A 17,472-nucleotide genomic window follows, 5' to 3' on the forward strand; every position below is an offset into this window, starting at 1 on the left:
CTTGTGGGCGGCGGGGGCGGGCCCGGCAGGTGGCTCTCCACCCGGGAACGGCGGGGCGGGCCACCGGATTCAGCGGGCCGCACGACGGCCCCGGTGCCGTCGTGAGGACACGACGGCACCGGGGCCGCTGGATAAGTGTGGGAAGCGCGGGAAGTGGGTGAGCGGGATTCAGTGCTTGGACTTCTTGACCTTGTCGGCCACCTTCGCCGCGGCTTCCTGCGCCTTGCCGGTCAGGCGTTCCCCGGCGCCTTCCGCCTGCATGCGCCGGTCGCCCATCGCGTCGCCGGCGGTTTCCTTGATCTTGCCCTTGACCTGCTTGGCCTTCGCCTTCGCCTTGCTCATGACGGTTCCGGTCCTCTCGGTCGTGCGGTGATTCTTCCGATGGGCCGCGACTGCCCGGGACTCCCCGGTGTATGCGTCGGGAGCCGACCCGAGTTTCGAGCGGCGCCCGGGCCGCCGACGGGCCCCGTATTCGCCCAGGATTGGACGGCGCGTACGCGGGTAGCCGAGCGCTGAACCGGAAGGAGCCGCGCCATGCCCCGTGGATCCAGCCCCAAGCGCGAGCGGCAGTACGAGCACATCAAGGAGAGCGCGCTCGACCGGGGGGAGAGCGAGAAGCGGGCGGAGGAGATCGCCGCCCGGACCGTCAACAAGGAACGTGCGCGACACGGCGAGTCGAAGACGGCGAGCCGACTCTCGCTGCAGGACATGTCGTCCGGCGAACGCGGCGGGCACCGCTCCCACAGCGGTGCCGGGGGCCGCACGTACGACCAGCTCTACCAAGAGGCCAGGCACCGCAACATCGAGGGCCGATCGAAGATGAACAAGGAACAGCTGCGGCGCGCACTCGGTGGCGGTGGCTGAGGGAGGTGCGTCATGGATGGAGCCGGACTCTCCGACCACGAGCGGCGCACCCTGGGCGAGATCGAAGACGGTCTGAAGGCCGATCGCTCCCTGGGCCTGCTGCTGCGCTCGCTCGACCTGCGCTGTCGTACGGCTCGGACCGCCGCCCTCCTGGGAGCCGTGTCCCTGGCCCTGCTGATCGCGGCGTCCGTGACCGTGGCCCAGCCCCTGATCTGGGCCTTCGCGGCTGCCTGGGTCCTGACCCTCGTCACGGCCCTCCCCCTGCTGGTCCGCTGGTGCCGGCGGCGCTGGCAGAGCCGCGCGCGGGCGTGAGCGGGCGCGGGCGGCGTGAGCGGGCGCCAAGAGCCTCTCCTGCTCACCCTTCAGAGGATCACCCTCGTGTGATCCTCTGAAGATCGATGGGACCGCGGTAGGTCCCCGCGTTCCGGGCAGGCGCCCCCCGTTCCGTCCATCGGCGCGATCCGCTCCCCGCGGGCCGGGCCCCCTCCGGAGGTGCGCGATGCTCAACACGGCCCTGACCAGCGGGGACACCCGGGTACGACTTCTCGCCCCACCCGGCGTGTACCGCCCACAGGCCGATACGCGCCTCCTGGCCGACGCCCTTTCCGACGAGGAGCTGGGGCCCGCCACCGAGGTGCTGGAGATCGGCACGGGTACGGGCGCTCTCGCGCTGTACGCGGCCGGAGCCGGGGCGCGGGTGACCGCGGTCGACGTCTCCTGGCCCGCAGTGATCGCAGCCCGGTTCAACGCCCTGCGCCGGGGGACGCCGCTGACCGTGCTGCACGGAGACTTCGCCGGCCGCACGCGGGGCCGCCGCTTCGACCTCGTACTCGCCAATCCGCCGTACGTACCGTCCCCGCGGGCCCGTCTGCCCTCCCGCGGCGCCGCCCGCGCATGGGACGCCGGCCCGGACGGGCGCGAGGTCATCGACAGGATCTGTGCGCGCGCGCCCGCGCTGCTGCGGCCGGGCGGGATCCTGCTCATGGTGCAGTCGGGCATGTGCGGGACCGCGACCACCCTGGAGCACTTGGGGCGCGAAGGCCTGACGGCCGAGGTCGCGGCCCGGGCCGTGGTGCCCTGGGGGCCGGTGCTCCGCTCCAGGCGGGCCTGGCTGCTGAGCCGGGGCCTGACCGACGGAGACGAGCTGGAAGAGCTGGTGGTCGTCCGTGCCCGGCGTGCGTGAGGACCGGCCGGGCGACCGGGAGGAGCCCGATCGCCGCGATCGCCGCGCGGCCCGCCGGCTGGCGGTGGATCCACAGGGCCCGGTCCTGGTCGAAGGGCCCGTGGAGATCGTCATGGACGACGGGAGCCTCGTCCGCTCCGACCGCTTCACGGTCGCCGTGTGCACCTGCCGCCGCAGCCGGACGTACCCCTGGTGCGACACGAGCCACCGCCCCCGCGAACGCCGCACCGCCACGCCCGAAGACCAGGGCCGCGACCAGGAACGGAGCCAGGGCCAGGACCAGGACCAGGACCAGGACCAGGGCCAGGGCCAGGACCAGCACCAGGGCCAGACCGAAGAGCAGGCCCAGGCCCGGGACCATGCCGCCCAGGGCCACGCCGCCCGGGACCACGCCGCCCAGGACAGGAGCACCGGATGACGGCCACCCCCAGAACCGCGAGCAGCGGACCTGACCTCGTGCGAGGTCGCGGCGTACTGTCGGACGCCGTCTTCGACGCCCTGCGCACCGGGCGTCCTCCCGTGCACCGGGCCGGGGCCGTCCTCTCGGCCGATCCGTGGGGCGAGGACCTCCAGCTCGCCCTCTACCTGCTCTACGAGCTCCACTACCGGGGCTTCGGGGGAGTCGAAGACGACCGCGAGTGGGACCCGGACCTGCTCCGCCTGCGGCAGGCGCTGGAGACCCGGTTCCTGCACGCCCTGCGCACCGAACTGGCGGATGCCCCCCGGTCGGCCGAGGAGGCCTTCGCGCCGCTCCTCGTCGAGCCGGTCGACCTGACGGGCAGCGTCAGCCGCCTCCTCGAAACCGAAGGCGAACTGTGGCAGTTGCGCGAGTACGCGGCCCTGCGCTCCCTCTACCACCTGAAGGAAGCCGACCCGCACGTCTGGGTCGTTCCCCGGCTGACCGGACGGGCCAAGGCCGGCATGGTCGCGATCGAGTACGACGAGTTCGGCGCCGGGCGCGCCGCGGACATCCACGCCAGGCTCTTCGCCGACCTCATGGACGACCTCGGCCTGGACCACGCCTACGGCAGGTACCTGGACCACGCGCCGGCGCCGCTGCTCGCCACCGTCAACCTCATGTCGCTCTTCGGCCTGCACCGCTCGCTGCGCGGCGCCCTGGTGGGTCACTTCGCCTGTGTCGAAGTGACCTCCTCGCCCGGTTCGCGCCGGATGGCCGGCGCCATGCGGCGATGCGGCGCGGGACCGGCCGCCGAGCGCTTCTACACCGAACACGTGGAGGCCGACGCGGTGCACGAACAGGTCGTACGGCGCGAGGTGATCGGCGGCCTCCTCGGCGAGGAACCACAGCTGGAGCCCGACGTGGCCTTCGGGTGCGCGGCGACGGTCCTGCTGGAGGGCCGTCTCGCAGACCACCTGCTGGAAGCCTGGGGGCGAGGCCGCTCCGCCCTGCGGACGGAACTGGCGCCGGTGCCCCGAGACCTTTCGCCCGCCCACAGAAGATCAGGGCCAAGCCACAGATAAGAACGGGATTCCCGGGTACGCGCGATCTGAGTCACCACGGCGGATCAACCCGGTCCGCCGAATTCCCGACGTGAGAACGAGGACATCATGCTTTTCGCCGGACTCATCCTCCTGCTCATCGGATTCCTGACCGGAATCTCCATCCTCTGGACCATCGGGATCATCCTGCTCGTCATCGGCGCGGTGCTCTGGATCCTGGGTTCGGTCGGACACGCGGTCGGCGGCCGCCGCCACTACTGGTGACAGCGGCCCCCACATGTGGTCCCGGCCGCGGGTGCGACCCGTAGCCGGGACCCGCTGCGGCCGCCGCGGCGTGGGATCCGGCCACGCGCGACGTGACCGGCACATCCGGCGCATTCATGCGAGTGAGCAGACGGGATCGGGGCAGACGGATTTCCGGAGGTAATAATCATGGTTCCGCTTCTTCTCGTTCTTCTGCTGATCGTCCTTCTCGTCGGCGCCGGTTTCGCGCTCAAGATCCTGTGGTGGGTCGCGATCGCCGTACTGGTGCTGTGGCTGATCGGTTTCGTCGCCCGCCCCAAGGGCGGCAGCGGCCGCTGGTACCGCTGGTAGCGGTCCGGACCGGGAATTCCGTCCCGGACGAACGAATTGCGGGACGGCAGGGAATTCCCCGCCGTCCGTTCTTTAACCGAGGAGCTGTTCTCGCGTGACTGAGCATGTGTGGAGTTACAAGTCGACCGCCGGTCACCTGGCCGGTGCCGATCTGACCGGCTACAAGGTCGAGGCGACCGACGGCGGCATCGGCAAGGTGGACAAGCACTCCGACGGGGTCGGTGACGCCTACCTGGTCGTGGACACCGGGATGTGGATCTTCGGCAAGGAGGTCCTGCTGCCGGCGAGCACCGTCGTCAGCATCGACCCCGAGGAGCGCAGGATCTTCGTCGACCGGACCATGGGCCAGATCAAGCAGGCCCCGGAGTTCCACCGGGACAAGCACCTCGGCGACGCCGGGTACCGGGAGGAGCTGGTGACCTACTACGCCACCAGCGGCCCCTTCGGCATTCCACCGGCCTGACCGGCTCGAGGCAGTGGGCCCGGACTCGACGAGTCCGGGCCCACTGCCGTGCCCGCTCCCGATCCGTCCGCTCCCGATCCGCGCACAGCGGACGGCCGATGCGGGCCCGTTTCCCGGCAACTCGGCCGCGTTATCGGCCCGTTGGCGGGTATCCGCGCCAAGAGAGCGGTCAGGCACGTGAAGAGCAATCGAAGGAAGGACATCCCGATGACGACGACGAAGTCACACGGCAGCACGTCCGTCCGTACCGCACAGGAGGTCCGCCGGCAGTTCGCCCGCACCCGGGAAGAGCTCGGGCGGACCGTCGGAGCACTGGCCTCCAGGGCAGGCGTCACGGGGCGGGCCCACGACCGGATCGCCGCGGTCCGGGGGCAGGTCGGGCAGGTCACCGGCCGGCTGCGGGGCACGGCCCCCCATCCCGTGCCGGGGAGGGCCGGCCGGGCCGTCGCCACGGCACGGAGCAACAGCACCGCGCTGATCGTGGCGGGCGGCGCACTGGCGGGCGTACTGCTCCTGCGGCGCAGCGGGCGGGCACGGCGGGGAACGCCGCGACTCGGCTGACGGGGCCGGGGCCGGGACGGCGGAGCACGAGCGGACCGTCCCGGCGCGGGCGCAGCCGTACGCTCCGTCCCGGGGAGGCTGGTCTATACGGCCGGGCTCCCCGGCGGAGCTGCCAGTGCGGCGTCCATGTCGGTGTGGATCGGGAAGAGCCGGTCCGCGCCGGTGATGTGGAACATCCGGGCGACCGGCGGGTGCAGGCCGACCAGTTCGAGGCTGCCACCGGCCTCCTTGACCGCCATCCGGCCGCGCAGCAGCACGTTCAGCCCCGTGGAATCGCAGAAGTCCAGGCGGCTCAGGTCGACCAGTAGCCGCCCGCCGTCCTGCCACGCCGCGTCGAAGGTGTGCCGGAAGGGCTCGGCGGTGTCGTGGTCGAGTTCCCCCGACATCACCAGGACCCTGGCCCCGGACAGGGGCAGCGCCTCGACGGTGAAACGCTCTCCGTTCGCCGTGGACATCACGCACGCACCCCTTCTCGTTGTGCGGCCGGCCGACCCGCTGGCGTGGCCATGGCTTCTCCCGTCCTGAGGATCTCGGGGTCCATCGCGCCTACCCAGCCGGGCGCCGTCCAAGCCTCGCGCCCGGTGCGTGGGCTCACGGTTCCTCCGGGACGTGGATGTCCAGGACGCAGATGTCGTCGCGGTTGCCCGTCGACAGCGCGGCGAGCGTCCGGGCCAGGGTCTGACCGCGGTCCTCCCGCAGGAGCCGCAGGGTCGTCGAGGCGAGCCGGTCGAGTGCGGCGCCGAGGTCCTCGCCCGGCTCCTCCACGAGTCCGTCCGTGTAGAGGAGCAGGTGGTCGCCGGGCATCAGGTCGAGCACGGCCTGCCCGTACGAGGCCTCGGGAGCGGCGCCGAGGAGGCTGCCCCGCGGCTGTTCGAGGAAGGCCGCCCGGCCGCCGCGGACCAGCAGGGGCGGCAGGTGTCCTGCCCGCACCCAGACCAGGCGCCGGTCCCAGGGCTGGTAGCGGGCCATGACCATGGTGGCCGTGGTGGAGGCGGAGGCGGTGGCGGACCGGTCCGAGGAGGTGTGCAGGAGGAGGGCGTTGAGCCGGCGAAGCACGTCCGGCAGGGGAGACCCGGTGATCGTCATGCCCTTGGTGGTGAACCGCAGCTGGGCCATGGTGCCGACGGCCGGCAGACCGTGCCCGGCCACGTCGCCCACCACGAACAGGGCACTGCCGTTGGGCAGTTCGATGGCGCTGTACCAGTCCCCGCCGACGTTGACCCCGCGGTCCGAAGGGACGTAGGCGACGTCGACGCACAGGCCGGCCACCTCCAGGGACTGCTCGGGGATCGGCAGCAGGGCCTCCTGGAGGCGCGCGGCGAGCGCCCGTTCGGCCTGGAGCATGCCCCGCTGGAGCAGGACGGCGCGTTCGCTCTCGAGCAGCGCGAGCTCGGCGCCGCGCTGCACGGTGATGTCCTGGAAGAAGCCGTACGCCTCCACCGGAGTGCCGTCGGCATCGGTCTGGGCCCCGGCGACGATCCGCAGGTGCCGGACACCGTGCGCGGTGGTGATCCGGAACGCCTGGTCTATGGCCTCGCCCTCGCCCAGCAGCCGCTGGACGGCGGCGCCCAGCACCGGCAGGTCGTCCGGGAGGAGGTGGTGCGGCAGCTCCTCCAGCGGCATCGGCCCCTCGCGTGGGTCGCGGTCGAAGATGGCGTAGACCTGCTCGGACCAGGTGACGGTGCCCGCCGCCAGGTTCCAGCCGGCCCAGCCGAGGTTGCCCAGGCGCTGCATGTCGGCCAGCCGGCGGGCCTCGCGCTCGCTGGTGTCGTGGCGGATCCAGGACACGACGAGGCGGTCTCCGAGCCTGGAGGCCCGGACCGAGTACGCGGACTGCCGCGGGAGGCCGGCGACGACCTCCTCGTAGGTGAAGGGTTCCCCCTCGTACCCGGTTCCCGTCGCGAGCGTCTCCAGGTAGCCCTCCCACAGTGCGGTGCCCGCCACGGTCGGGTAGGTCTCCAGGATCCTGCGGCCCACGAGCTCCTTGCCGCGCCGTCCGGCCACGTCCACCGACTCGGGCGCCGCCGCGTCGATCCGGTAGTCCTCCACTTCGCCCGCCTCCGAGCGCAGCGGGGTGAGCAGGATCGCCGGTCCGGCCAGTGCGTCCAGGACCTGCTGGACCTCGGCCACGTCCGCACCCACCCCCTGGGAGCCGTCCTCGCCGGGCCGCTCCGCCATCCCCAGCGGACCGGCACACAGCCGGGCCGCCCGCCGCAGCAGCGCCCGGATGTCGGCCGCGAAGGGGCCCGGCCGCGACCGCAGGAAGCCGATGGCGGCCTTCGGCGGTCCCTCGGGGGGTACCGGGAGCCAGGCGCGGGAGGGCCAGCGGTCCGGGGGGTTCCCGATCAGCAGGTAGCGGTGGGCGTCCTGGACCGGGTCCTCCAGCCACAGGGCCCGGCGCCCGGCGACGGCCTCGTGGGCGGCGACCCCGCTGAGCGGGGGGACGCGGCGCCACTGCTCGGCCAGCGCCCGGTCGATCCCGGCGGCGCCGGTCAGCTCGAGGTTCCCGGCGGAGGCCAGGGAGTAGATCATCACCGCGTCGATCCCGGTGGCCGCGCCGAGCACGGTCCGCAGCAGCTCCGCGATGGCGTCACCGCCGCGGGCCGTCGCCAGGCCGTCGGCCAGCCGGGCCAGCAGCGGCCGCAGCGAGTCCTCGGCGCTGCCGCGGCCGAAGAGATGGCGTCCGGCGCCGAAGGCCGAGGTGGCAGGGTTCTCCGTACCGGGGGCGGAGGCTGCCGCGGAGGTCGGCGAGGTCGGTGAGGTCGGCGAGGGGGGTGGGGACGGTGCGGGGACCGGCGCGGAGGACGCCGCGGCCGGGGGAGAGGGGCGGGAACGGATCTGCCCCAGGGTGATCCAGCACTCCTCCAGGAGGGTGCGGCCGCGCGCACCGGCACGGTCGAGGAGCATCGCGTACGCCGTGTCGGCGGCCACGCCCTCCCGGGCCATCAGCACGCCCTTGGCCCGCTCGACGACGGCCGTGGTCGCGGCGAGACCCTCCAGGTCCACGATCTCCGACCGCAGCCTTGCCACCACCTTGGCGAGCGCCAGCACCTCGGGTGCGGCGCCCTCTCCCGCAGGTGTGGCATCGCCCTTCATTCCTCGAGCATGGCACGGCCGCACCCGGCTCGCGCCGGGTGCGGCGGCCCCACGACCAGGCCGTCTCTTCCGGATCTTGCCGGGCCGTCCGGCAAGATCCGGAAGAGACGGCCTGGGGCCCGCCGGTGATGGTGGCCGTCCGCCGCGCGGCTCCGGCGCCGCCCCGCCGGACGGCCGGACCGCGCCGGACCCGGCTCCGGAGTCAAGGCCGGTGCCGCTCAGGTGTCGAGCAGCCGGTTGACCAGCGAGCGGTAGGCGCGCAGGGCCTGCCGCAGGTCCTCCGTGGCCACCTGCTCACCGCGGTCCCACTGCTTCTCCAGCCCGCTGCGGTGTTCGGAGAGCCTGCCCGCGAACGTCTGCATGACCTCCGCCACCAGGGTGTCCGCCGACCGGACCGCCTCCTGCGGGTCGTCCACGAACCGCCCCTGGATCTCGCTCCAACGCGTGCGGTAGCGCTCTGCCTCAGGGGTTCCGAGGAGTGGTTCGTCCTCGGAACCGGGTCCGCCGGCGGGTTCCTTCAGGTCCTGCCAGGTTTCCGGCTCGGCCCGCGGCACCCCTTCCGGTTCCCGCGCCGACGCGTCGCCCACGGGTTCCGGGCCCACGGGTTGCGGGCCCCCGGCGCGCGCGTCCGCCGGCGGCCGCTCCGCGCCGCTCCGGCCACCCGTGGCCTCGCCCGGGTAGACGGCCGCGTCCCTGCCACCGCCACCGCCCCGCGCGGGACGTGCGAGGTCATCGGTCGTCAGGACTGACTCGGACGTCCGTCCCGCCTTCTCGTCGTCTTCGCGGTTCTGCATGTCATCGGCTCCTCTGGTCGGCGAGCAGCTCCTCGAACAGGGTGCGGTAGTGCACCATCGCCCCGCGCAGCTCCTCTGTGGTCGCCTCTCCCGCACTGCTGCGCACCTTCGCCGCGTGGGCGGCCCGGTACTCCTCCAGCGTGCGGCCGTGCTCCACCGAGAGGTCCCGCAACTGGTCCTGGTACCCCTCGGTGGGGTAGCCGAGTTCACCCATCAGCCGGGTCACCAGCTCGTCGGCATCGGCCACGGATCGTTCCGGCCGGTCCACGAACTGCTGCTGCACACCGGTCCATTCGTCCGCGTACTGGTGCCGGCGCTCGGGGGACAGCTCCTTGATGTCGAGGCGGTCGTGCCGCTCCTCACGGGCGCGCAGGTCCCGCTCGGCGGACCGCTTGTCGCCCCGCTCCTCGACGGTACGGTCGTACTCCGGACCGAACCGTTCGCGCAGGTGCCGCCGTCGGGCCAGCGTCCACAGCAGTGCGGTGAGGGCGATCACGACGACCGCCGCCACGACGATGACGGCTATCAGCGAATTGGTTGACATCTCCTGCCTCCGTCCGGGGGCTCTTCTCATCCATCGACGCGGCTGCCCTCGCAGGTGCCGGGCAAACCCGTCGGGGCAGGACTGGGGTCCCCGGGGTTTGAACTCCTGGCCAGGGAGCAGGCGCCATGCGAAGCGAAGCCCGAGAGCAGGCCCGAGAGCAGGCCCGAGAGCAGGAAGGACGTGGCATGGCCGCGGACAAGCAGGAGAAGCCGCAGCAGAACCAGGACGTCGTCGCCATGATCCTCAAGGACCACCGCACGATGGAGGACCTCTTCCGCCGGATGCGCAGTGTCGAAGCGGACCGGGCGGGCGCCCTCGCGAAGTTCTCCGCCCTTCTCGTCGCGCACGGCGAGGCGGAGGAGGCCGAGGTGTACGGCGCGCTGAAGAGGTTCAAGGACGTGGACAACGAGGAGGTCGAGCACGGGACCGAGGAGCACGCGGAGGGCAACGAGGCCCTGCTGGCACTGCTCGAAGTCTCCGAGGTGGGCTCGGAGGAGTGGGACGCCCGTCTGGAGGAGCTGGTGAAGGCGGTCTCCCACCACCTCGACGAGGAGGAACGGACCATCCTCAACGGCGCCAGGGAGAACGTCCCGGACGAGCGGCGCGCCGAGCTCGGGGCGGCGTTCCGCCAGGAGCGGGAGCGGCGCCTGGCCGCCGACTGCGGCAGCGTCGAGAACGTGCGAGCGGTCGTACGGGGATGACGGGGCCACCGCCGGCGTAGACGAGTAGGGCCGGAGACCGAAAGACCGAAGACCGCAGGAGGACGCGATGACGGATCAGGACAAGGTCCGGCTGCACCCGCGTACCACCCCGTCCGAGGCGGAGGGCGAGAGCGGGGACCGCGAGGCCCGGCAGCGGGCGGACGACGCCGTGGTCGGCTCCGGCTCCGGCTCCGGCTCCGGCTCCGGCTCCGGCGCCGCGGATGCCGGGGAACACGAGGCCAAGCGGCAGCGCCCGGGCATCGGCCGGGAGGAGCAGGCCCGTCCGGACGGCCCGCGGCCGTCCGGCGGCGAGGACCACTGAGAGCGGAGGCACCGGCATGCGCACCACGGCGGCAAGGGTGATGGGCGCGGCCACCCTCGGATACGGGGTGGCGGTCGCCTGCCGTCCCCGGGTGCTGGCCCGCCCCTGCGGCCTGCCCGAGCGGGGCTCCACCGCGCTGCTGATCCGCGCCCTGGGAGTCCGGGACGCCGTCGTCGGCGCGGCCATGGTGGCGGCTCCCGGCGGGGCGGCGCTGCGCACGGCCGTTCTGTGCCGGGTCGCGATCGACGCGGGGGACGCGCTGCTCTTCGGCACCTTGCTGCCCCGCCGCGCCGAACGCGCCAAGGCGGCTTCGGCCGCCCTGGTCTGGGCGGCGCTGTGCGGCCGGACGCTGTCCGGCCGCGGCGGCGCCGCAGGCAGCCCGGCCGCACCGGTCGTGCGGGACGCGGCCAACGTGGCGGTACGGGCCGCCCAGTCCGCCACCCGCGCGGAACTCTGAGGGCCCGCCCCTCCCCGACGTGCCGCCGTACGGCGAATGGCCTGCGGCCACCCGGAGCTCCGGGTGGCCGCAGGCCATTCGCGGATCTTCCCGCGAACGCCGTCCCCGCTGGGCCGGCTCTTTCGGATCTTGCCGGGCCCGCGACGCCTGACAAGATCCGAAAGAGACGGCCTAAGGGCCCGGGCCCGTTCCGCCGTCCTGCCGCGCTCCGCCCGGTCCCGCCCGGCGCAGCAGCTCGTCGTGGAGGAGCCGGCCGGCGAGCGCGCCCCCGAACACGACGACGCCGATGCCGACGAGCCAGGTCTGGATGACGAGGACGGTTCCGAAGGCGCCGTACGTGACGGCGCCGGACGCGATCAGCGGCGAGAAGACGAGCCGGGAGAAGACCCGCAGCCCGATCAGTCCGAGCATGGTGGCCGCGGCCCCGGGGAGCAGGGCCCGCCACGGGACCCGGCCGCCGAGCAGGAGCCGCTGGGACCACCAGAAGAAGAGGGTTCCGATCGCCACCGTGACGAAGCCGCGGGCCGGGGTGTCGCGCCAGGGCACCGTGACCGCCGAGAGGTAGAGGATCCCGATCAGTACGCCGAGCCACAGCGCGTGACGCCATCTGGCCCACCAGCGGGACGGCGGGAGGTCCCAGACGCTCTCGTAGCCGCTCTGCAGCATCGTGCCGAAGGACAGGCCGAACACGGCGAGCAGGGCGAGGCCGAACGCCGTCGTGGTCCGCCACGCCTGGCCGGGCAGCGCGAAGAGCTGCCCGATCTCCACCCTGGCGGCCGGGGACACGCCGAGCCCGTCGCCCAGCCACTGCGCGAATCCCCGTCCCCCGTGGGTGTCCGCCGCGGAGACGACGATCAGCAGGGGCACCAGCGTCAGGAACCCGAGGGCGGCGAACCGCAGGGAGCGCTGCCACAGATCGAGCTCCCGGACGCGCAGCCAGCGGCGCCCGGCCCGCGCCCGGCGGATCGTGCTGAGCATCCGTCCGAAGGGCGACAGCCTGCGGGCCCCACCGGATCCGGTCGCGTCGCCGGGCCGGGCTTCGGTGCGCCGTCGTGATCGCATGGCCGCTCCAACCGCTGTTCCCACGGTAGACCCCCGTCTCCGGGAATCCACCGGACCGCCGGGCCCGCCCGCCCGGCCCAACGCACCGGGTCGCGGGGGAGACCCACACCGGTGGCGGTGTCCACGTGTCCCGACGATCAGGTCGGGCATACGCGAGAGCGGGACGGCGGTCACAGGCCGGCGCACCCGGGCGGCCCGGGCACGGAGCCGCTCCCTCCATCGAACACGGCAGCGTCAACGGTCGGGGTGAGGCGTCAGTGAATACGACGGGAGCGGCCGCCAGGGGTCCGCTGGGCAAGGCGGCGGCGGTCACCGGCCAGCGCCGCAGGCTCGCCCTGCGGGGGGTCCGGGGTGCGGTCGGCAAGGGCCGGGACTTCACCCGCCAGACCCTGCGGGACTGGGGCTGGGACGGCCGGGAGAGCGCCGAGGACGCCCTGCTGGTCGTATCCGAGCTGGTGACCAACGCGGCCCTGCACGCGCACGGCTGCCACGAGCTCGTGCTGACCGCGGGCGAGGCCCTCCACATCGACGTGGTCGACGGCGCGGCGGCGGCGCCGCACCCCCGTGCCGTACGCCGGCCGGGCGTCCCCGGCGGCCACGGCCTGCACATCGTGCAGCGGCTCTCCGACCGATGGGGCTCCTACGCCCACGGTTCCGGAAAGGTCGTCTGGGCGGAGATCGATTCCTCCCGGCTGGTCACGGGGAACCGGGGCGCGGGGAACCGGGGTTCAGGGACCCGGGGCCGGACGGCTCCGCCGGCCGGCCACTGAACCGCTCCGGCCGCCGAGCCCGTTCGGCGTTGAACCGGGCCCCGGTGAGCAGGGCCAGGTTGGCGAACCAGAGCCAGATGAGGAAGACGACCACACCGGCCAGCGATCCGTAGAGCCGGCCGTAGGTGTCCAGCTCCGTGTAGAGGGTGAAGAGCCCCGAGGCGGCCAGCCAGAGCAGGGCCGCCAGCACCCCGCCGGGCAGGCCCCGGCGGGTGCCCCGGCTCTGGGCCGGGCCGCTGCGGAAGAGGATCAGCACCAGGAGGGTGACGACCACCAGCAGCACCGGCCAGCGCAGCAGCGCGATGCCCTCCGGGCCGATCCCGCCGCCGGCCCTGGCGACCCGCCGGGCCATCGGTCCGGACACGACCAGCCCCAGGGCGCCGGCCACGAGCAGGACCAGCAGCACCACGGCGTTGACGACCAGCGTGTGCGCCGCGCGGAGCGGAGGCCGGGTGTCGGGCACCCCGTGCATGGTGTGCAGGGTGCGCCGGAAGACCGCCAGATAGCTGCACGCGGACCACACCGCGCTCAGCACACCGCTGATCAGCAGGGCCCAGACCGGCGAGCGCTCCGCCACGAGACCGTCGAGCGCGTCGCGCAGCACCTGCGCCGACTGCGGGGGCGCGTAGGAGGTGAGCCCGGTGATCAGCCGGACCCTCGTGGCCGTGCCGAGCAGCCCCACGAGGGAGACCGCGATGACGAGCGCGGGCAGCAGCGCGAGTACGGCGTAGTAGGTGAGGGCGGCCGCCTGGTCGGCGAGGTTGTCGGTCCAGACGTGGACGGCCGTACGCCGCAGCTCGGCGCGGGTGCGCGCCATGCGGGCGGGCGACACGCGGGCGAGGGTGTGCGGACGGCCCGGGTGCGGGGCGTCGCGGGGGATGTCGGTCATGCCGCGCGGGTGCCCTGAGGGGCCCGTGCGCATGCGCCCGCGGTGGCCCGCGTACGGGCGCGGGCGGTGACGGACAGTCAACGGCCCGCGCGTGTGGGACCGCCGGCGGGGTAGACGCGCCCGCATGAGATGGAGACGAGCGCTGCGGCGCGAAGCGGGACCCGGCGAACGGACCGTACCGGCGGCACCGGCGGCCCGGACCGTACCGGCGGCACCCGCGGCGAAGGCCGTACCGGCGGCACCGGCCGAGCCCGACGTCTGGAAGCCGCACCGGCCGGTGCACCCGGTCGTGCGGGTACTGGCCATGGCGGCAGCCCTGATCGGGACCGTCCTGTTCGGCACGGTCCTGGCCCGGCTGACGCTGGAACCGTCCGCCGCCTCGGTGGCCCTCGTGCACAGCAACATCCGCCCCGGCCATTCGATCAGCGCCTACCTGGACGGGGCATCGACGGTGGAGGCGGTGCGACAGCTCGGCGGGAACCTGCTCCTGGGCCTGCCGTTCGGAGTGCTCCTGCCCGTCCTGCTGCCTCCGGCCCGGGGGCTGCTGCGGGTGGCCGTCGTGACGGTCTGCCTGATGACGCTGGTGGAACTCGTCCAGGGCGCACTCGTCACCGGCCGCGTCTTCGACATCGACGACGTCATCCTGAACACGGCCGGAGCGCTCCTCGGGTACCTGCTGATGGGCCGCAGGCTGGGGCGGGCCGTACACCCGCGCCGCAGGCACTGGTGGCACCGCTGGACGCCCCGGCGCCCGGCCCCGCGACGGGAAGCGGAGCCCGGCGGCTCCTGCCCCCCGGCCCGGCTCCGCACTCCTGAGGCCGGATTCCCGACCCGCTACTCGTGCGTACTGCACGCCCCACCGGTGACAGGCGTGACTGTCGCCGCAACCGCGGCGCGTGACACGGTCGTTACTGCCACCGACCGAGGGAGCAGGTGTGAACAAGGGGTACGCGGCCTTCTGCGACGCCGACCGCTGGTTCTACGACGCGCCGTACCGGCGGGCCGGTGAGAGCTATCCCGTCGCCCTCGCCCCCGTCCCGCCGGGCTGGCGGTCGCACCGCAGCGGCGACTGGCTCGCCCTGCGTCCCGTCGGCGCCGAACTGCCCTCCCAGGGCTGGAAGATCCACGTCTCGGCCACGCTGGACAACGCCGAGTCGCTGCTGACGACGGTGTACGAGTACTGCGTGGCCCGGCGCATCGCCTTCAAGTTCGTCCCGAGCCGCTACCTGTTGCACCTGCGCAACGCCAAGTACGCGGACCGAGCCGCCAGCGGGAAGTTCATCACCGTCTACCCGGCCGACGAGCAGCAGTGCGAGCGGATCGCCCGGGACCTCGACACCGCGCTGGCGGGGGCGGCCGGCCCCTACATCCTCAGCGACCTGCGCTGGGGCGCCGGGCCGGTGCACCTGCGCTACGGCAGCTTCACCCTGCGGCACTGCTACGACGAGCACGGTGAACTGGTCCCGGCGATCGAGGCCCCCGACGGGAGCCTCGTACCGGACCCGCGCGGACCGGTATTCCAGCCGCCCGAGTGGCTCGAGCCGCCCGCCTTCCTCGCGCCACACCTCGCGGCGCGCTCCGCGCTCACCCTGACCGGCGTCCCCTACACGGTGGAGCGGGCGCTGCACTTCTCCAACGGCGGCGGCGTGTACGTCGGCAAGGACACCCGGACCGGCGAGTCCGTGGTCCTCAAGGAGGCCAGGCCGTACGCGGGCCTCGCCGCAGACGGCGCCGACGCCGTGGCCCGGCTGCACCGCGAACGGACCGCTCTGGAACGGCTGGCGGGCCTGGACTGCGTCCCGGCGGTCCGCGGCACCTTCACGGTCGGCGACCACCACTTCCTGGTGCTGGAACACCTCGCCGGCAAACCGCTCAACACCTACTTCGCCCGCCGCCACCCGCTGATCGAGGCGGATCCCGACCCGGCCGAGCTCGCCTCCTACACCGAGTGGGCCCTCACCATCCACCGCAAGGTCACGGCGGCCGTCGACGCCGTGCACGCCCGCGGCGTGGTCTTCAACGACCTCCACCTCTTCAACATCATGGTTTCGGAGGACGCGACGGGCGAACCCTCCGTCTCCCTGCTGGACTTCGAAGCCGCCGCGCATGTCGACGAGGGACTGCGCCAGACCGTGGCCAACCCCGCCTTCGTCGCCCCGGCCGAACGGCGCGGGTTCTCCGTGGACCGCTACGCCCTCGCCTGCCTGCGGCTCGCCCTGTTCCTCCCGCTGACCAGCCTGCTCGTCCTGGACCGGGGCAAGGCGGCGCACCTGGCGGCCGTCGCCGCCGAACAGTTCCCCGTACCCCGCCGGTTCCTCGAAGAGGCCGTCGAGGAGATCATGTCCGGCGCCCCGAGGACCGCACCGGGCGGGCGGCGGCCCGCGCCGGCCGGACCGTACCTGCCCGTCGAGCCGGGGGACTGGCCGGCGGCCCGTACCTCGATGACGGCGGCGCTGCGCGCGAGCGCCACCCCGGACCGCGAGGACCGCATGGTCCCGGGCGACATCGCGCAGTTCGCGGCCGCCGGCGGAGGCGTCGGCTTCGGCCACGGGATCGCCGGAGTGCTCCACGCGCTCGCCGAGACCGGCGCCGAACCCTGGCCCGAGGCCGAGCAGTGGCTGCTCGACCGGACCGCGGAACCGGCCTCCGGCACCCCGCTCGGCTTCCACGACGGTCTGGCCGGCACGGCCTGGACGCTGCACCGGCTCGGACACCACGACCGTGCCCTCGCCCTCGCGGACCGGCTGCTGCACCAGCCCTGGGAGAGCGCGGGACCCGACCTGCACGGCGGACTCGCCGGCATCGGCCTGGCCCTGGACGCCCTGGGCACCGCGAGCGGCGAGGGCGACCTGCACGCCGCGGCCCTGCGTTGCGCCGAACTGGTCATCCGGCCGGAGCAGCGACCCGCCCGCGCGGGACTCCTCCACGGACACTCCGGCCCCGCCCTGCTGCTCGTGCGGCTGTACGAGCGCACCGGCGACAAGGAGCTCCTGGTGCAGGCCGGGCAGGCGCTCCACCGCGACCTGGACCGCTGCGTCACCAGCGCGTTCGGCACCCTCCAGGTGAACGAGGGCTGGCGCACGATGCCGTACCTCGGCGAGGGCAGCGTCGGCATCGGCATGGTGCTCGACGACTGGCTGGAGCACGGCCCGGACGAGCGCTTCGAACAGGCCCGGCGCGAGATCGTACGAGCGGCGCAGGCGACCTTCTACGCCCAGCCAGGGCTGATGCGCGGCGCCGCCGGCATGATCCTCCACCTGGCCCGGACCACCACTCCGGGCCCGGGCACCGGACCCGGGGCGATAGCCCGCCAGATCGACGCACTGGCCCGGCACGCAGTGCCGTACCAGGGGCATCTGGCCTTCCCCGGCGAGCAGATGATGCGGCTGTCCATGGACCTCTCCACGGGCACGGCCGGCGCTCTCCTCGCCCTCGGCAGCGCGGCGCCCGGCGGGCGCGCGCACCTGCCGTTCCTCCCGCCGCTGCGCCCGCGCGCGGCGGCCCCAGAGCCGGCCCCGTCCGGGGTCGTGACCCATGGCACCACTCGACGGAAGAAGAGGGATACGACATGACGCTTCTCGACCTGCAGTCGATGGAGACCCCGAAGGAAGAGATCACCGAGCTGCACGGCGGCGGCGGTGGCGGCGGCAGCCGGGCCAGCCTGCTGCTCTGCGGCGACAGCAGCCTGAGCATCACGACCTGTCACTGATC

23 protein-coding genes are annotated in these 17,472 nt (G+C 73.6%); 16 read left to right on the forward strand and 7 right to left on the reverse strand.

Going from position 1 to position 17,472, the window contains the following annotated elements; translation table 11 throughout:
• Positions 1-168 precede the first annotated feature (168 nt).
• Positions 169-342 (reverse strand): CsbD family protein, encoded by a 174-nt coding sequence (locus OG904_RS32610; RefSeq protein ID WP_405497222.1) that lies wholly within the window; start codon positions 340-342, stop codon positions 169-171.
• 192 nt (positions 343-534) lie between these two features.
• On the opposite strand from OG904_RS32610, the gene OG904_RS32615 reads away from it, so the two are divergent.
• From OG904_RS32615 to OG904_RS32655, 9 genes are all read left to right on the forward strand, one after another.
• Positions 535-864, forward strand: a complete 330-nt coding sequence (locus OG904_RS32615; RefSeq protein WP_405497224.1) for a plasmid stabilization protein — start codon at positions 535-537, stop codon at positions 862-864.
• Between the two features lie 12 nt (positions 865-876).
• Positions 877-1,176, forward strand: a complete 300-nt coding sequence (locus OG904_RS32620; RefSeq protein ID WP_405497226.1) for a DUF3040 domain-containing protein — start codon at positions 877-879, stop codon at positions 1,174-1,176.
• Positions 1,177-1,363: 187 nt separating this feature from the next.
• Complete coding sequence (locus OG904_RS32625; protein WP_405497228.1) at positions 1,364-2,047, forward strand: HemK2/MTQ2 family protein methyltransferase; 684 nt, start codon at positions 1,364-1,366, stop codon at positions 2,045-2,047.
• Positions 2,031-2,465, forward strand: a complete 435-nt coding sequence (locus OG904_RS32630; RefSeq protein WP_405497230.1) for a CDGSH iron-sulfur domain-containing protein — start codon at positions 2,031-2,033, stop codon at positions 2,463-2,465. The genes OG904_RS32625 and OG904_RS32630 overlap by 17 nt, the downstream gene beginning before the upstream one ends.
• A complete protein-coding gene (locus OG904_RS32635; protein ID WP_405497232.1) occupies positions 2,462-3,529 on the forward strand; it encodes an iron-containing redox enzyme family protein in 1,068 nt (355 codons plus the stop codon). The genes OG904_RS32630 and OG904_RS32635 overlap by 4 nt, the downstream gene beginning before the upstream one ends.
• A gap of 87 nt (positions 3,530-3,616) precedes the next feature.
• Positions 3,617-3,772 (forward strand): DUF6131 family protein, encoded by a 156-nt coding sequence (locus OG904_RS32640; RefSeq protein ID WP_328296574.1) that lies wholly within the window; start codon positions 3,617-3,619, stop codon positions 3,770-3,772.
• A gap of 168 nt (positions 3,773-3,940) precedes the next feature.
• The gene (locus OG904_RS32645) at positions 3,941-4,102 is read left to right on the forward strand and encodes a hydrophobic protein (protein WP_405497235.1); all 162 of its coding nucleotides are present in this window, start codon (positions 3,941-3,943) and stop codon (positions 4,100-4,102) included.
• A 94-nt stretch (positions 4,103-4,196) separates the two neighbouring features.
• The gene (locus tag OG904_RS32650) at positions 4,197-4,565 is read left to right on the forward strand and encodes a PRC-barrel domain containing protein (RefSeq protein WP_405497237.1); all 369 of its coding nucleotides are present in this window, start codon (positions 4,197-4,199) and stop codon (positions 4,563-4,565) included.
• A gap of 207 nt (positions 4,566-4,772) precedes the next feature.
• Positions 4,773-5,126, forward strand: a complete 354-nt coding sequence (locus tag OG904_RS32655; RefSeq protein WP_405497239.1) for a DUF3618 domain-containing protein — start codon at positions 4,773-4,775, stop codon at positions 5,124-5,126.
• Positions 5,127-5,209: 83 nt separating this feature from the next.
• Here the strand turns inward: OG904_RS32655 and OG904_RS32660 are convergent, their stop codons facing one another.
• From OG904_RS32660 to OG904_RS32675, 4 genes are all read right to left on the reverse strand, one after another.
• A complete protein-coding gene (locus OG904_RS32660) occupies positions 5,210-5,581 on the reverse strand; it encodes an STAS domain-containing protein (protein ID WP_405497241.1) in 372 nt (123 codons plus the stop codon).
• A 136-nt stretch (positions 5,582-5,717) separates the two neighbouring features.
• A complete protein-coding gene (locus OG904_RS32665) occupies positions 5,718-8,222 on the reverse strand; it encodes a SpoIIE family protein phosphatase (protein WP_405497243.1) in 2,505 nt (834 codons plus the stop codon).
• A 218-nt stretch (positions 8,223-8,440) separates the two neighbouring features.
• Positions 8,441-9,016: a hypothetical protein gene (locus OG904_RS32670; RefSeq protein ID WP_405497245.1), complete on the reverse strand. Its 576-nt coding sequence runs from the start codon at positions 9,014-9,016 to the stop codon at positions 8,441-8,443.
• A gap of 1 nt (position 9,017) precedes the next feature.
• A complete protein-coding gene (locus tag OG904_RS32675) occupies positions 9,018-9,560 on the reverse strand; it encodes a hypothetical protein (protein ID WP_405497247.1) in 543 nt (180 codons plus the stop codon).
• Positions 9,561-9,745: 185 nt separating this feature from the next.
• Here OG904_RS32675 and OG904_RS32680 point away from each other — a divergent pair, with 185 nt between their 5' ends.
• The 3 genes from OG904_RS32680 to OG904_RS32690 all read left to right on the forward strand — a co-directional run bounded on the left by OG904_RS32680 (position 9,746) and on the right by OG904_RS32690 (position 11,040).
• A complete protein-coding gene (locus tag OG904_RS32680; protein WP_405497249.1) occupies positions 9,746-10,261 on the forward strand; it encodes a hemerythrin domain-containing protein in 516 nt (171 codons plus the stop codon).
• Between the two features lie 67 nt (positions 10,262-10,328).
• A complete protein-coding gene (locus OG904_RS32685; RefSeq protein ID WP_405497251.1) occupies positions 10,329-10,583 on the forward strand; it encodes a hypothetical protein in 255 nt (84 codons plus the stop codon).
• A gap of 16 nt (positions 10,584-10,599) precedes the next feature.
• A complete protein-coding gene (locus tag OG904_RS32690) occupies positions 10,600-11,040 on the forward strand; it encodes a hypothetical protein (protein WP_405497253.1) in 441 nt (146 codons plus the stop codon).
• Positions 11,041-11,211: 171 nt separating this feature from the next.
• Here the strand turns inward: OG904_RS32690 and OG904_RS32695 are convergent, their stop codons facing one another.
• Positions 11,212-12,018, reverse strand: coding sequence for a ribonuclease BN (locus OG904_RS32695; RefSeq protein ID WP_405498399.1), 807 nt, complete (start codon positions 12,016-12,018; stop codon positions 11,212-11,214).
• 341 nt (positions 12,019-12,359) lie between these two features.
• On the opposite strand from OG904_RS32695, the gene OG904_RS32700 reads away from it, so the two are divergent.
• Positions 12,360-12,872, forward strand: a complete 513-nt coding sequence (locus OG904_RS32700) for an ATP-binding protein (RefSeq protein ID WP_405497255.1) — start codon at positions 12,360-12,362, stop codon at positions 12,870-12,872.
• Here OG904_RS32700 and OG904_RS32705 read toward each other — a convergent pair.
• Complete coding sequence (locus OG904_RS32705) at positions 12,799-13,761, reverse strand: YihY/virulence factor BrkB family protein (RefSeq protein ID WP_405497257.1); 963 nt, start codon at positions 13,759-13,761, stop codon at positions 12,799-12,801. The two genes, OG904_RS32700 and OG904_RS32705, sit on opposite strands and share 74 nt — an antisense overlap.
• A gap of 124 nt (positions 13,762-13,885) precedes the next feature.
• Here OG904_RS32705 and OG904_RS32710 point away from each other — a divergent pair, with 124 nt between their 5' ends.
• Genes OG904_RS32710 through OG904_RS32720 form a run of 3 tightly spaced genes read left to right on the forward strand, consistent with a single transcriptional unit; the run spans position 13,886 to position 17,470 of the window.
• The gene (locus tag OG904_RS32710) at positions 13,886-14,770 is read left to right on the forward strand and encodes a VanZ family protein (protein WP_405497259.1); all 885 of its coding nucleotides are present in this window, start codon (positions 13,886-13,888) and stop codon (positions 14,768-14,770) included.
• Positions 14,697-17,333: a class III lanthionine synthetase LanKC gene (lanKC, locus tag OG904_RS32715; protein ID WP_405497261.1), complete on the forward strand. Its 2,637-nt coding sequence runs from the start codon at positions 14,697-14,699 to the stop codon at positions 17,331-17,333. The genes OG904_RS32710 and lanKC overlap by 74 nt, the downstream gene beginning before the upstream one ends.
• A complete protein-coding gene (locus OG904_RS32720) occupies positions 17,330-17,470 on the forward strand; it encodes a SapB/AmfS family lanthipeptide (RefSeq protein ID WP_405497263.1) in 141 nt (46 codons plus the stop codon). Before lanKC ends, OG904_RS32720 begins: the two co-directional genes overlap by 4 nt.
• Positions 17,471-17,472: the final 2 nt, after the last annotated feature.

The sequence above is a fragment of the Streptomyces sp. NBC_00096 genome (assembly GCF_045041305.1).
GTDB lineage: Bacteria > Actinomycetota > Actinomycetes > Streptomycetales > Streptomycetaceae > Streptomyces.

Excerpts from the sequence above, each read along its gene's own strand:
- OG904_RS32665 (WP_405497243.1), bottom strand. The coding sequence starts at position 8,222 with ATGAAGGGCGATGCCACACCTGCGGGAGAGGGCGCCGCACCCGAGGTG.
- OG904_RS32655 (WP_405497239.1), top strand. The coding sequence starts at position 4,773 with ATGACGACGACGAAGTCACACGGCAGCACGTCCGTCCGTACCGCACAG.
- OG904_RS32660 (WP_405497241.1), bottom strand. The coding sequence starts at position 5,581 with ATGTCCACGGCGAACGGAGAGCGTTTCACCGTCGAGGCGCTGCCCCTG.
- OG904_RS32645 (WP_405497235.1), top strand. The coding sequence starts at position 3,941 with ATGGTTCCGCTTCTTCTCGTTCTTCTGCTGATCGTCCTTCTCGTCGGC.
- OG904_RS32615 (WP_405497224.1), top strand. The coding sequence starts at position 535 with ATGCCCCGTGGATCCAGCCCCAAGCGCGAGCGGCAGTACGAGCACATC.
- OG904_RS32625 (WP_405497228.1), top strand. The coding sequence starts at position 1,364 with ATGCTCAACACGGCCCTGACCAGCGGGGACACCCGGGTACGACTTCTC.
- OG904_RS32670 (WP_405497245.1), bottom strand. The coding sequence starts at position 9,016 with ATGCAGAACCGCGAAGACGACGAGAAGGCGGGACGGACGTCCGAGTCA.
- OG904_RS32635 (WP_405497232.1), top strand. The coding sequence starts at position 2,462 with ATGACGGCCACCCCCAGAACCGCGAGCAGCGGACCTGACCTCGTGCGA.
- OG904_RS32685 (WP_405497251.1), top strand. The coding sequence starts at position 10,329 with ATGACGGATCAGGACAAGGTCCGGCTGCACCCGCGTACCACCCCGTCC.
- OG904_RS32680 (WP_405497249.1), top strand. The coding sequence starts at position 9,746 with ATGGCCGCGGACAAGCAGGAGAAGCCGCAGCAGAACCAGGACGTCGTC.
- OG904_RS32695 (WP_405498399.1), bottom strand. The coding sequence starts at position 12,018 with ATGCTCAGCACGATCCGCCGGGCGCGGGCCGGGCGCCGCTGGCTGCGC.
- OG904_RS32675 (WP_405497247.1), bottom strand. The coding sequence starts at position 9,560 with ATGTCAACCAATTCGCTGATAGCCGTCATCGTCGTGGCGGCGGTCGTC.
- OG904_RS32640 (WP_328296574.1), top strand. The coding sequence starts at position 3,617 with ATGCTTTTCGCCGGACTCATCCTCCTGCTCATCGGATTCCTGACCGGA.
- OG904_RS32720 (WP_405497263.1), top strand. The coding sequence starts at position 17,330 with ATGACGCTTCTCGACCTGCAGTCGATGGAGACCCCGAAGGAAGAGATC.
- OG904_RS32705 (WP_405497257.1), bottom strand. The coding sequence starts at position 13,761 with ATGACCGACATCCCCCGCGACGCCCCGCACCCGGGCCGTCCGCACACC.
- OG904_RS32710 (WP_405497259.1), top strand. The coding sequence starts at position 13,886 with ATGAGATGGAGACGAGCGCTGCGGCGCGAAGCGGGACCCGGCGAACGG.
- OG904_RS32620 (WP_405497226.1), top strand. The coding sequence starts at position 877 with ATGGATGGAGCCGGACTCTCCGACCACGAGCGGCGCACCCTGGGCGAG.
- OG904_RS32610 (WP_405497222.1), bottom strand. The coding sequence starts at position 342 with ATGAGCAAGGCGAAGGCGAAGGCCAAGCAGGTCAAGGGCAAGATCAAG.
- OG904_RS32690 (WP_405497253.1), top strand. The coding sequence starts at position 10,600 with ATGCGCACCACGGCGGCAAGGGTGATGGGCGCGGCCACCCTCGGATAC.